The 13,406-nt window shown below is 39.8% G+C and carries 9 protein-coding genes; all 9 read left to right on the forward strand.

Annotation, left to right across the window (positions count from 1 at the left end; genetic code table 11):
- Positions 1-10 precede the first annotated feature (10 nt).
- Entirely contained in the window at positions 11-826 is an 816-nt protein-coding gene (locus PZ898_RS02655) for an SDR family oxidoreductase (protein ID WP_277694707.1), read from the forward strand.
- Positions 827-954: 128 nt separating this feature from the next.
- Positions 955-2,373, forward strand: a complete 1,419-nt coding sequence (uxaC, locus tag PZ898_RS02660) for a glucuronate isomerase (RefSeq protein WP_277694708.1) — start codon at positions 955-957, stop codon at positions 2,371-2,373.
- Between the two features lie 4 nt (positions 2,374-2,377).
- Positions 2,378-3,376, forward strand: coding sequence for a sugar kinase (locus tag PZ898_RS02665; RefSeq protein WP_277694709.1), 999 nt, complete (start codon positions 2,378-2,380; stop codon positions 3,374-3,376).
- Positions 3,373-4,005 carry a bifunctional 4-hydroxy-2-oxoglutarate aldolase/2-dehydro-3-deoxy-phosphogluconate aldolase gene (locus PZ898_RS02670; protein WP_277694710.1) on the forward strand — a complete coding sequence of 211 codons (633 nt, stop codon included), beginning with the start codon at positions 3,373-3,375 and terminating at the stop codon, positions 4,003-4,005. Before PZ898_RS02665 ends, PZ898_RS02670 begins: the two co-directional genes overlap by 4 nt.
- 4 nt (positions 4,006-4,009) lie before the next feature.
- The gene (locus tag PZ898_RS02675) at positions 4,010-5,284 is read left to right on the forward strand and encodes an MFS transporter (protein ID WP_123278300.1); all 1,275 of its coding nucleotides are present in this window, start codon (positions 4,010-4,012) and stop codon (positions 5,282-5,284) included.
- Positions 5,285-5,458: 174 nt separating this feature from the next.
- Positions 5,459-7,177, forward strand: coding sequence for a glycoside hydrolase family 43 protein (locus PZ898_RS02680; RefSeq protein ID WP_277694711.1), 1,719 nt, complete (start codon positions 5,459-5,461; stop codon positions 7,175-7,177).
- Positions 7,178-7,263: 86 nt separating this feature from the next.
- Positions 7,264-8,871: a glycoside hydrolase 43 family protein gene (locus tag PZ898_RS02685; RefSeq protein WP_277694712.1), complete on the forward strand. Its 1,608-nt coding sequence runs from the start codon at positions 7,264-7,266 to the stop codon at positions 8,869-8,871.
- A 100-nt stretch (positions 8,872-8,971) separates the two neighbouring features.
- The gene (locus PZ898_RS02690) at positions 8,972-10,897 is read left to right on the forward strand and encodes an alpha/beta hydrolase-fold protein (protein WP_277694713.1); all 1,926 of its coding nucleotides are present in this window, start codon (positions 8,972-8,974) and stop codon (positions 10,895-10,897) included.
- A gap of 48 nt (positions 10,898-10,945) precedes the next feature.
- A complete protein-coding gene (locus tag PZ898_RS02695) occupies positions 10,946-13,393 on the forward strand; it encodes a TIM-barrel domain-containing protein (protein WP_277694714.1) in 2,448 nt (815 codons plus the stop codon).
- Positions 13,394-13,406 lie beyond the last annotated feature (13 nt).

Raw genomic sequence — 13,406 nt, forward strand, 5'->3', positions numbered from 1 at the left:
AAAAAGTAAAATGAAAGACCTGTTTAGTATTAAAAACAAAGTAGCAGTCATCACAGGGGCTTCAGGCGTTTTGGGAGGCAGCCTTGCCAAAAGTTTTATAGAGGCCGGAGCAAAAGTTGTCGCACTGGGAAGAAACCAGGAAACACTGGATGCCCGGGTAAAAGAACTGACAGATTTGGGCGGGGATGCACTTGCTGTAGAAGCCAATGTGATGGATATTGAAAGCCTTGAAGCCGCTTCCTTGAAAATAAAAGAAAAGTATGGCAGCATTGATATTCTACTCAATATAGCGGGTGGAAACATTCCGTCAGCAACCTTATCACCCGAACAGTCATTTTTTGATATGGATATGAAAGGATGGGCTGAGGTTACCGATCTCAATATCAACGGGACAGTTTACCCCAGCTATGTTTTCGGAAAAGTAATGGCGGAGCAGGGAAGCGGAAACATTATTAATATTTCTTCCATGGCCACCTATTCAGCAATTACAAGAGTAGCCGGATATTCTGCCGCCAAATCCGCAATCACCAATTTTACCCAATGGCTGGCCTCTGATCTGGCATTGAAATTCGGAGATAAAATACGCGTTAATGCTGTAGCACCAGGATTTTTCATTGGTGATCAGAACCGTGCTATTCTGTTGAATCCGGACGGAAGCTTAACCGAAAGAAGTAAAAAAGTAATGGCCAAAACACCCATGCAGAGATTTGGAGAAGTAGAAGAACTGAATGGGGTTGTACAGTTTCTGTGTTCAGATGCTGCAAGTTTCATCACAGGAGCACTGATTCCTGTTGACGGAGGTTTCAGCGCATTCAGCGGAGTATAAAAAGCTAATTTCTTCATATCATCAAACAGGACCTTAGTGGTTTCATTAAGGGTTCTGTTTTTAAAATGCCGGCTTTCATGAAGTCAGAAATAAACGACAATTAAAATCCAGGATTGTAACAACAAATAATGAGTAATTCCACTAAAAATAAAGACGTTTTCGGAGAATTGTTTTTGCTTGAATCAGCAAAAGCAGAAAATCTGTATTTCGGTTATGCTAAAGATATGCCGGTTATTGATTATCACAATCATCTTGAGCCGGATGTTATTGCTGCCAATCAAAACTTCCGTTCTCCAGCAGCTATCTGGCTGGATGGTGACCATTACAAATGGAGAGCCATGAGAAATTTTGGTATTGATGAACAGTTTATTTCAGGAAATGCTTCAGATCAGGAAAAATTCATGAAATGGGCAGAAGTGTTACCGTATACTCTTCGTAATCCTTTGTTTCACTGGACGCATCTGGAGCTCAAAAATCCTTTTGGTATCAACGAGTATTTATCACCCAATAATGCAGATACGGTGTATCATCAGATGAATGAAAGTCTGCAGACAAACGGCTTTTTACCACAATCCATCATTCAGAATTTTAAGGTAGAAGCGTTGTGCACTACAGATGATCCTGCTGATGATCTGGTTCATCACAAGGCTTTAAAAAACAGTGGATTTAACACAGCTGTTCTTCCGGCTTTCCGCCCTGATGCCTATATCAATATGATTAATCCTGAACAGTATCTTTCAGGAATTAAAAAGCTTGAAAAAGTATGTGGATTTTCCATCGTGTCAGCTTATGATCTGTTGAATGCACTTCAGTCCAGAATCAATTATTTTGTGGAAGCAGGAGCAAAAGTAGCTGATCACGGTTTTGAATATTTCCCGGATACCACAAAGTGGAATCAAAACCTTGAAAAAGAATTTTCCGGATTCCTGAAAGGGAATATTTCAACATTTTCCGATCCGGATGCCTTATGCGGCTATATGCTGAAAGAGCTTTGCAAAATGTATGCAGAAAAAGGCTGGGTACAGCAGTTTCATGTAGGGGCAACCCGAAACAACAATTCAGAAATGTTCAGAAAAATGGGAGCCAATGCAGGATATGATGCCATTGGAGAACCATATTATGCACAGCGATTGAGCGTTTTGCTGGATGCATTGAATTCAGAAGAAAAACTGGCCAAAACCATTATATACAATCTGAATCCGGCATTTAATGAAGTTCTGGCATCCCTTGCCGGAAACTTCAATGAAGGAGGAATCAAATCCAAGGTACAGTTTGGAGCAGCCTGGTGGTTTCTTGATCAGCTCGACGGGATGACCAAACAGATGAACACACTTTCCAATATCGGTTTGATAAGCACTTTTGTCGGCATGTTGACCGATTCCCGAAGCCTGCTGTCATTCTCAAGACATGATTATTTCAGAAGGCTTTTGTGCAATCTGTTCGGAAGTGAAATGGAAAGAGGTCTTCTTCCCGATGATGAAAAATGGGTAGGAAAGATCATTCAGGATATCTGTTATCACAATACAAAAAATTATTTTGAAATCTAATACCATGCAGGACTCGACGAAAATACTATGTTTCGGGGAACTGCTTCTCCACTTTGCCCCGGATTCCGAAGGAAACTGGTTGAACGAGCAGTCTCTGAAAATGTATGTGGGCGGTGCCGAATACAATGTAGCGGCAGCACTTTCCCAGTGGAAGAATTCTGTGAAATTATTATCAGCTTTACCTGAGAATTTTGTTGGAAATCACTTAGAATTTCAGCTTAACAATAAAGGAATAGAAGTTCTTGCAGAAAAAACTCAAGGGAGAATAGGAACATTTTACCTTTCTTCTGATGGAGATATGCAGAACACTTCAGTAGTATACGACCGCTTTCCGTCTGTTTTTACCCAATCGGATTTTGAAAATTTCAGTGATGATGAGATATTTTCAGAGGTAAAATGGCTGCATATCAGTACCATCACACCGGCTTTGAGTGACAATGCATTCCGCAAATGTTTACAGATCATGAAAGAAGCCAGAACAAGAAATATTACGGTTTCTCTTGATCTGAATTACAGAGCGTTGCTTTGGCAAAACCAGAATCCTCACAAAATTAAAGAGCTGATGCCTTTTGTGAACGTTCTTATGGGAAATATCTGGTCTGTTGGGCAGTTCCTGGATATTCCGGTTAAATATGAGCTTAACGGAAATTTCGATGATGAAAACCTTCTGAAACAGGCTGAAAAAACAGCATTGGAAATCAGGAAGCAATTTCCGGATGTGGAAAAAATTGCGAATACCTTCCGCTTTACAAACGGGGAACAGGTGAATTACTTTGCCACCTTATTTGCTGATGAACAGCTTTTGATTTCAGAAAAATATAATTCAGATACCATTAAAGAAAGAGTAGGAAGCGGTGATTCTTTCATGGCCGCTTTAATTCATGGAATTTTAAAAGGAAATCCTGATCAGCAGATCCTGGAAGATGCGACAAAAGTTGCTTTTAAAAAGCTTTTTGTAAAAGGAGATACCATTGATGAAAGCATTAATTTCGAAACATTATGAGTGAAATAGTACAAAAAATAAAAGAACAGAAAATCGTTCCGTTGTTTTATAACGAATCGTTTGAGGTCTCAAAAAATATCGTAAAAGCTTTATACGAAGCAGGAATCCGTGTGATAGAATATACCAACCGCGGTCATCAGGCATTGGAAAATTTCACTAAGCTGAAAGAAATTTCCCATACAGAATTTCCTGATCTTCTGTTAGGAATCGGGACGGTAAAAAACATACAGGAAATGGATGATTATGCTAACGCAAAAGCAGATTTCATCATTACACCGGTTATCAGTGAAGCATTGGTAAACCATGCTCTCGAAAAAAATCTCCTTCTGATTCCGGGCTGCTTTACCCCTTCTGATATCAATATCGCGCATCAGAATGGGTTAACACTGGTTAAAATATTTCCGGCTGATGCCTTAGGAAAGAACTACATCAAATCGGTACAGCCTGTTTTTCCGGGAATGAATTTTATGCCCACCGGAGGAATCCATGCTGAAACTGAAGATATCAGTGAATGGCTCAATGGAGGTGCCATAGCAGCAGGGCTGGGAAGCTCTCTAATCGGAAAAGATATTAATGAAGAAGAACTGACTCTGAAAACAAAAAAATTATTACAACAACTTAATCAATAACTCAATGCAGGCTCCTCAAAACCGCAATATAAGATGGTGGATGCTGTCCCTTGTCTTTCTCGCCACTACGATCAATTATCTTGACCGTCAGGTAATGGGTTTGCTGAAACCTGTGCTGGAAAAAGAATTCAGCTGGGATGAAAAAGATTACAGCTATATCGTTATGGCTTTTACCACGACATATGCCATCGGTTATATGGCGATGGGAAGGTTTATAGACAAGGTCGGAACCAAAATCGGGTATGCGGTTTCCCTTATTGTATGGAGTTTGGCCTCGATAGGACATGGTCTTGTCAAAAGTACCATCGGGTTTATCATTGCGAGAAGCACGTTGGGAATCAGTGAAGCAGGAAACTTTCCTGCTGCCATCAAATCAGTGGCTGAATGGTTTCCCAAAAAAGAAAGAGCACTGGCAACGGGAATTTTTAACTCAGGAGCAACGGTGGGAGCTATTTTGGCGCCGCTATTGGTTCCGTTCATTCTTGGGCATTACGGCTGGAGGCAGACTTTTGTGTGGATTGGAGCTTTGGGCATGATTTGGATTATCCTTTGGTGGAAATTTTATGCCGTACCGGAAAAAACAAAAAATCTCAGCAAGGAAGAACTGCAGTACATTAAAAGTGATCAGGCTGAAAAAGCAGAAGAGAAAACCAAAATTCCTTTATCGGAATTACTGAAATATAAAGTAACATGGTCATTTGCCATCGGTAAGATATTAACCGATCCTATCTGGTATTTCTTCATGTTCTGGCTGCCGGCCTATTTCTCGGATGTATTTAAAATGGATTTAACCAAACCATCGCTTCCGTTAATTATTATTTACAGCGGAACCACGATCGGAAGTATTGGTGGAGGATATCTCTCATCATTTCTGATCAAAAAAGGCTGGGACATCGGAAGAGCCAGAAGCATTACCATGTTATTGTTTGCTTTGATGGTAGTTCCGGTCATGTTCTCAAAATATGTAGATAATATGTGGATGATCACAATCATCATTGCCTTTGCAACAGCTGCACATCAAGGATGGGGAGCCAATCTTATGACTACGGTCGGAGATCAGTTACCCAACAATTATGTCAGTTCTGTCATTGGTTTTGGCGGAATGCTGGGCTCAGCGGCAGGAATCATTTTTCCCCTTTTTATCGGAATTGTTCTCGATGCCTTTAAAAAATCAGGAAATATCAACGGAGGCTACAATATTATATTTTTCATAGCCGGAATATCCTATGTTACAGCCTGGGGATTAATTAAAATAGTCAACCGGAAGAAAACCGCTTAAAATATATAACGATCGGTAAACGATTATAATGATAAATATAAATGCCATTTGCTGAGTATAACGCCTTGGCGAACCTTAAAAAGATAGTCGTTAAAAAATTTGCGGACTTAGCGTTAAAAAGAACAGCATCTATTCAAAAATATACATTTTAAAAACTATAAAAAAAGAATAACAATGAAACAGAATATAATGAATTTAGCTTTTTTCAGGAATAAAACGAATATCCTTGCAGCAGCAGCTTTGCTCTCGGTGACTACTATTTCTGCCCAGACTTTCTCAGACTTCAATTACCGTGGAAACGATAAAATATACAATGATAACCCTCTTAAACCAGACGAATTTTATTCCCCGATTCTTCAGGGCTGTTATCCCGATCCCAGTATTACCAGAAAAGGCGAAGATTACTATCTCGTAAACTCTTCATTTTCAATGTTTCCGGGAGTTCCTATTTTTACTTCTAAAGATCTTGTGAACTGGAAACAGGTAGGGCACGTTTTGGACAGACCTTCACAGCTTAAGGTTGAAAATTCAGGCGTTTCCCATGGAATTTATGCCCCGGACATCAAATACAATCAGCACAACGATACTTTTTATATGATCACTACCCAGTTTGCAGGTGGTATTGGAAATATGGTCGTAAAAACCAAAGATCCAGCAAAAGGATGGAGCGAAGTGCAGAAACTCAATTTTGAAGGTATTGATCCTGCTATTTTCTTTGATGATGATGGAAAAGCATATATCGTTCATAATGATGCTCCACCACAAGGTAGCGAGCAGTACAACGGCCACCGTGTGATTAAGATGTGGGATTATGATCTCGAAAAAGACCAGGTAGTTCCGGGTTCGGATAAAATTATTGTAAACGGAGGGGTAGACCTTTCCCAAAAACCCATCTGGATTGAAGGGCCTCATATTTACAAAAAGAATGGCAAATATTACCTGATGTGTGCAGAAGGAGGAACCGGTGGTAATCACAGTGAAGTTATTTTTATGTCCGATTCTCCCAAAGGACCTTACGTTCCAGCTGATAATAATCCGATTCTGACGCAGCGCTATTTCCCAAAAGACCGAAAAGAAAAAGTAGACTGGGCAGGTCATGCAGATCTGGTAGAAACACCGGAAGGCCAATATTATGGAGTATTTTTAGCAATTCGTTCGAATGTCAGCAATCGTGTTAACAAAGGCCGTGAAACTTTTATTCTTCCTGTAGACTGGAGCGGAACGTATCCTGTGTTTCAAAATGGCCTGGTTCCGATGAAACCAAAATTGAAAATGCCACAAGGTGTTCAGAATCAAACCGGACAAACCGGATTTTTCCCGAACGGCAACTTTACATACAACGATAAACTAACCGATAAAAACCTCGATTTCCGTTGGATTGCCATGCGTGGTCCTCGTGAAAACTTCATTACTGCAACAAAAAATGGTGTAAAAGTGAATCCAATGGAAACGAACATCAAAGCGTTGGCTCCGATTTCATCTTTGTTCCACAGATTACAGCACGAAGACTTCGAAACTTCCGTAACCCTGGACTATAAACCAAAATCGCAAAAAGAATTGGCTGGAATTACCCTCTACCAAAGCGAAACATTCAATTATGTTTTCGGAATCACGAAAAAAGATAAAGATTTCTACATCGTATTGGAAAGAACAGAAAAAGGCCAATCAAAGCTGATCGCCAGCGAGAAAATTTCATTATCCAAACCGGTTAAACTGCAGGTTGTTGCCGATAAAGATGAACATAGCTTTAATTATTCACTGGATGGCACGAATTATAAAAATTTGGGAGGACCGGTTTCAGGAGATATTCTTTCTACTGATGTAGCGGGAGGCTTTACAGGAAGCCTTATCGGGCTTTACAGTACATCTTCCAATGATATTGTACCGAATTAAGTTAGTATTAGCAATGTCACACTGAGCTTGTCGAAGTGTTCCTTTTAAGATTGTAAAGAATTAAATCGAACCAAAATATCAAAACCTTGAAAATCAAAAAATCTTATATAGTTTCTTTATTGGGATTTATCGGGCTGAATCTTCTTTCAGCCCAGGTAAATCCTTCCGGAAAACAGAGTACTGCATTTACCAATCCCATCATCTGGGCAGATGCACCGGATTTATCCATTACCAGAAACGGAAACGATTTTTACCTGATCAGTACCACCATGCATCTGATGCCGGGAGCTCCGGTAATGCATTCCAGGGATTTGGTACATTGGGAAATGTCTGGTTATGTTTTCGATACTTTGAATGACAACTCGAAATATGATTTATTGAACGGAACCGTTTACGGCAGAGGTCAATGGGCTTCTTCAATCCGTTATCATAAAGGGAAATATTATGTTTTGTTTTCTCCGAATGATGAACCTTTCAAATCTTATTTCTATGTAACTGATCATCCTGAAAAAGGAAAATGGAAGCTGATCACCAGAACACGGCATTTTCATGATGCTTCACTGTTTTTTGATGACGATAACAGAATATATGTTTTCACTTCCAACAAAGTTTTTGAGCTGAGCCCCGATTTTAAAGAAGTGATCGGAAATCCGGATGGAACTGAGGTATTTCAGAAAGATGCCTCGGAAACCGGGCTTCTGGAGGGAAACCAGATCATCAAAAGAAACGGGAAATATTATATGATGATGATATCCTGGCCCAAAAACGGAAAACGCCGCCAGGTCGTCTACAGAGCTGATAAAGTGACAGGTCCTTACGAGAAAAAAGTCGTTTTGGAAGACAATTTTTTAGGGTTCTCTTACGCAGGTCAGGGCGCTTTGATTGATGATAAAAACGGAAACTGGTATTCTCTTATTTTTCAGGACAGAAATGGAGTAGGACGTGTTCCGTTGCTGCTTCCCGTACAATGGGAAAACGACTGGCCGGTATTGGGAGATAACGGAAAAGTTCCTTTGAAAGGAGAAGTTCCGCTTCCGCTATTCAAAGCAAAAAATCATTTGGTGGAAAGCGATGAGTTCTCTGATAAAACAATGAAAATCCAGTGGCAATGGAATCATAATCCGGTGAATGAAGCCTGGTCTTTATCTGAAAGAAAAGGCTTTCTGAGGCTGAAAACCAGCAGGGTGGTAGACAATCTATACGCGGCACCCAATACCTTGACCCAGAGAATGGAAGGCCCAACTTCTTCAGCAGTTGTCGCAATGGATCTTAAAGGAATGAAAGATGGAGATGTAGCAGGTTTTAGTGCCTTCAACGGGGATTCCGGGATTTTGTCAGTAGTGAAGGAAGGTGAAGAAAAATTCATTGTTTTTTCAACCAACGAAGTGAGCCTGGACAATAAAACAAAAGCCATTACTGGAGTTAAAAAAGAAGAAAAAAAACGGATTCCTCTTAATTCTGATAAGATTTTCCTCCGTATCGATGCTGATTTTAACCTCGGGAAAGATCTTGCAGACTTTTATTACAGTACTGATCAGAAGAACTGGACGGAAATGGCAAAAGATTACAAAATGATCTTTGATTACCGTAGATTTTTTATGGGATCAAAATTCGCAATTTTCAATTATGCCACTAAAAATACCGGAGGCTTCGTAGATGTGGATTTTTTCAGAGTCACTGAAGCCGGAAAATAAGAATCAAAAGCAGAGAAAAATCTGTTGTAAACAGTAAGTAAAATATACGCTATTATTTTTTTATCTGAAATAATAAGTGTGAAAAATACAAATAAAAATCATGAATAAATCAGTTATATGGGCTTTAGGATTTGTTTTGTCGGGAATGTTTGTTTCCGCACAAACTTTTGATCAACAGGCGCCGCAGGGTTTCGATGTGGAAAATGCTGCTATTTCTCACGGAAAAATTGACACGATTCAATATCCGTCAAAAACCGTTGGAACAACAAGAAAAGCTTTGATTTACACACCACCGGGTTTCAAAAAAAGTGAAAAATATCCCGTTCTTTATCTTCTCCACGGAATTGGCGGGGATGAAAAAGAGTGGTTCAATCAGGGAAAACCCAATATTATTCTCGATAATCTGTATGCACAGGGAAAACTGCAGCCGATGATTGTTGTACTTCCCAACGGCCGTGCAATGAAGGATGACAGAGCGACAGGAAATATAATGGCTCAGGATAAAGTGGAAGCTTTTGCAACTTTTGAAAAAGATTTACTGAATGACCTGATCCCGTTTGTAGAGAAAAAATATCCGGTTAAAAAAGACCGTGAAAACCGTGCTTTGGCAGGGTTGTCAATGGGGGGCGGACAGACACAGAATTTTGCTTTCGGAAACATTGATAAGTTTGCCTGGCTGGGTGCATTTTCTTCTGCACCCAATACAAAAGAGCCCAATAAGCTTTTACCCAATCCACAGGATGCGTTAAAGATGAAGCTGATTTTTATTTCCTGCGGTGATGCAGACGGGCTGATGCCTTTCAGCAAGAGAACCAGTGATTATCTGAGAAAAAATAAAATCTCTCATATCTTTTATATAGAACCAGGCGGCCATGATTTTAAGGTTTGGAAAAATGATTTGTACATCTTTTCACAGCTGTTGTTCAAGCCTGTTGACAAAACTAAGTTTGAAGGATTTACCGTTTTCGGAACTCCTGCAGCAACCAATATCAGAAATGCCCAGTATCCTCAGATCCTTCCCGACGGAAGAGTGATGTTCAAAGTGAAGGCACCGGAAGCGCAAAAAGTTCAGATCGATTTAGGAAAAAAATACGATCTGAAAAAAGATGCTGACGGCTTCTGGACAGGTACAACTGATCCGCAAAGCGGAAGCTTCCATTATTATTCACTTCTGATTGACGGGGTTGCGGTTGCTGACCCATCCAGCGAAACATTCTACGGAATGGGAAGGTATGCCAGTGGAATAGATATTCCTTTCGAAGGAGATGATTTCTATGCATTAAAAGACGTCCCTCATGGAGATATCCGTATTAAAAATTTCTATTCCAAAGTCACCAATTCCTGGAGAAGAGTTTTTATTTACACGCCACCGGGTTACGACCAGAATCCTGCTGAATCTTATCCTGCACTGTATATGTTACATGGCGGAGGTGAGGATGAAAGCGGCTGGGCTAACCAGGGCAAAACCAATCTGATTCTGGATAATCTGATCGCAGAAGGAAAAGCAAAAAAAATGGTCATCATTATGCCGGATGCGAATATCGGGCAGGGCGGAATCCGGAACTTTGGAGAACGTAATCTTCAGATGTTTGAAAAAGAGCTGAAAGAATCCATCATTCCGTTTGCCGAATCTAATTACAGGATAAAAAAAGGTAAAGAAAACCGTGCTTTGGCAGGACTTTCCATGGGTGGAATTTATACGCTGTATGCCGGAATTCAGAATTCTGAGATGTTTTCCGGTTTGGGAGTTTTCAGCTCAGGATATATGTTGCCGATGCTTCAGGATGTTGCCGATAAACAGTACAAATTTTTAAATGAAAATAAATCTGCTTTTTCATCCAACATCAGAAATTTCTGGATTTCAATGGGTGGAAAAGATGATATTGCTTATGAAAACGGTCAGAAAATGCTGAAAGAACTGGATAAAACCGGAATTAAATATACGTACACAGATTATCCGGGAGGCCACACATGGTCGGTTTGGAGAAATAGTCTGCATCAGTTTGCCCAGGTACTTTTTAAATAAAGATTTTAAGTTAATGACATAAAGAAAATAATTCAAATCTGAAATAAAATGAGCTTTACAAAGATGAACATCAAAACTTCCATTATTACGATCATCATGTTTTCCGGAATGGTAAATGTCAGTGCACAGTCTTATCAGAAAACAGATTCAGGATTGAAGTTTTCTGCTGATCATATGAATGTTGAAGTGAAATTTTATGGAGAAAATACGATCAGGATTATTAAATATCCCGCAGGCAGATTATTTGTCAAAAATAGTTTGTCGGTCATTAAGCAGGAGCAGAAAATCAAATTCTCAGTTTCAGAAAAAAATAATGTTATTTCATTAAAAACAAATGACCTCCTGCTTTCTATTAATACTAAAAATGGAGTGATCACTTATACATTACCATCCGGAAAGGAGCTTTTGAAAGAAACCGCAAATGACTTCAAGCCATTCAATGATGCCGGAACGCAGACTTATTCTGTAAGACAGGATTTTCAGCTTGAAAAGGACGAGCCGATCTACGGTCTGGGAATTCTGCAAAATGAAAAAATGTCCCAGCGGAATACCGATGTAAAAATGATTCAGAATAATACCTGGGATTTTGTGCCTTTTTTCCAGTCTATAAAAGGATATGGTGTTTTTTGGGATAATTATTCACCAACACAATTTACCGATACACCTCAGAAAACCTCTTTCTCATCAGAAGTGGGAGATGGTATAGATTATTATTTTATCTATGGTAAAAATGCCGATGGAGTCGTTGCCGGAATGCGTGACCTTACAGGAAATGTACCCATGCTTCCTTTATGGACATATGGCTACTGGCAAAGCAAAGAACGTTACAAAAGCCAGGATGAACTGACAGAGCTGGTTAAAAAATACCGTGATCTGAAAGTTCCTTTAGACGGAATCATACAGGATTGGCAATACTGGGGAAACAATTATCAGTGGAACGCGATGGACTTCATCAGTCCCGATTTTCCGGATGCTAAAAAAATGGTACAGGAGATCCATGATATGAATGCCCATCTTTCGGTTTCCATCTGGTCATCATTCGGACCAATGACCAAACAGTACCGTGAAATGGATCCAAAGGGGATGCTTTTCAACATAAGTACCTGGCCGGAATCAGGCCGTGATGTCTGGCCTCCGGATATGAATTATCCTTCCGGTGTCCGTGTTTATGATGCGTATAATCCTGAAGCCAGAAATATATACTGGAAATACCTGAACAAAGGTATTTTCAGCCTGGGAGTGGATTCTTGGTGGATGGACTCAACAGAACCCGATCATCTCAGCCAGAAAGCGGAAGATCTGGATACTAAAACCTATCTTGGCTCATTCAGAAAAGTAAGAAACGCTTACCCGCTGATGACGGTAGGTGGTGTTTACGATCATCAGCGTGAAACCACCAGTGATAAAAGGGTTTTTATTTTAACAAGATCAGCGTTTGCAGGCCAGCAGAGATATGCGGCCAATACCTGGTCCGGCGATGTCAATTCTTCTTGGGAAACATTGCGCAAACAGGTACCGGCAGGATTGAATTTCAGTCTTACAGGAAATCCGAATTTCAACTCTGACATCGGCGGTTTCTTTGCTGGTACTTACAAAAGAAATGGAGGTTCAAAAAATCCAATGTTCCAGGAACTGTATGTCCGATGGCTGCAATATGGAACCTTTACACCAATGATGCGCTCTCATGGAACCGATGTTGCGAGGGAGATTTATCAGTTTGGAAATAAAGGAGATATTGTGTATGATGCGATAGAAAAATTCATCAGACTGCGTTACAGTATGTTACCGTATATCTATTCTGTTTCCCATGATGTTTCAAAAAACGGGTCAAGCTTTATGAGAGCCCTTTCCATGGACTTTCCTTCAGACAGAAAAACGTGGGATATGAATAACGAATATCTTTTTGGAAAATCATTGCTGGTGGCGCCGGTTCTCAATGCCCAATATACTCCTGAAAAGACAGTTAAAACCGATGAAAATGAAGGCTGGAATAAAACCGACAGCAATAAGGATAATTCCGTTTCAAATATAGATTTTACTCAAAACAAAAGCGTGAAAGTTTATCTTCCGAAAGGAACAGATTGGTTTGATTTCTGGACCAATGAAAAATACAGTGGAGGGAAAGAAATTCAGAAATCTGTTAATCTTCAGACTATTCCTTTGTATGTAAAAGCAGGAAGCATCATTCCGTTGGGGCCAGATGTACAATATGCAACGGAGAAAAAATGGGATCATCTTACGGTAAAAATCTATCCGGGAGCAGATGCAGATTTCGTTTTATATGAAGATGAGTTCGATAACTATAATTACGAAAAAGGATTCTATACAGAAATACCTTTTCACTGGAACGAAAAATCAAAAATACTCACGATAGGTGAGCGGAAAGGTAAATACAAAGGAATGATTGAGACAAGGAGTTTTAACCTGATTCTTCCTGATGGCCAGCAGAAATCGGTGAATTATGCTGGGAAAAAGATAAATGTAAGTTTGAAATAATATTAAAGTATTA

The sequence above is a fragment of the Chryseobacterium sp. WX genome (assembly GCF_029542485.1).
Classification (GTDB): Bacteria; Bacteroidota; Bacteroidia; order Flavobacteriales; family Weeksellaceae; genus Chryseobacterium; species Chryseobacterium cucumeris.

What these genes read in the sequence shown, in the direction of transcription:
- PZ898_RS02655 (WP_277694707.1), top strand. Translation starts at nt 11, where the DNA reads ATGAAAGACCTGTTTAGTATTAAAAACAAAGTAGCAGTCATCACAGGG.
- uxaC (WP_277694708.1), top strand. Translation starts at nt 955, where the DNA reads ATGAGTAATTCCACTAAAAATAAAGACGTTTTCGGAGAATTGTTTTTG.
- PZ898_RS02665 (WP_277694709.1), top strand. Translation starts at nt 2,378, where the DNA reads ATGCAGGACTCGACGAAAATACTATGTTTCGGGGAACTGCTTCTCCAC.
- PZ898_RS02670 (WP_277694710.1), top strand. Translation starts at nt 3,373, where the DNA reads ATGAGTGAAATAGTACAAAAAATAAAAGAACAGAAAATCGTTCCGTTG.
- PZ898_RS02675 (WP_123278300.1), top strand. Translation starts at nt 4,010, where the DNA reads ATGCAGGCTCCTCAAAACCGCAATATAAGATGGTGGATGCTGTCCCTT.
- PZ898_RS02680 (WP_277694711.1), top strand. Translation starts at nt 5,459, where the DNA reads ATGAAACAGAATATAATGAATTTAGCTTTTTTCAGGAATAAAACGAAT.
- PZ898_RS02690 (WP_277694713.1), top strand. Translation starts at nt 8,972, where the DNA reads ATGAATAAATCAGTTATATGGGCTTTAGGATTTGTTTTGTCGGGAATG.
- PZ898_RS02695 (WP_277694714.1), top strand. Translation starts at nt 10,946, where the DNA reads ATGAGCTTTACAAAGATGAACATCAAAACTTCCATTATTACGATCATC.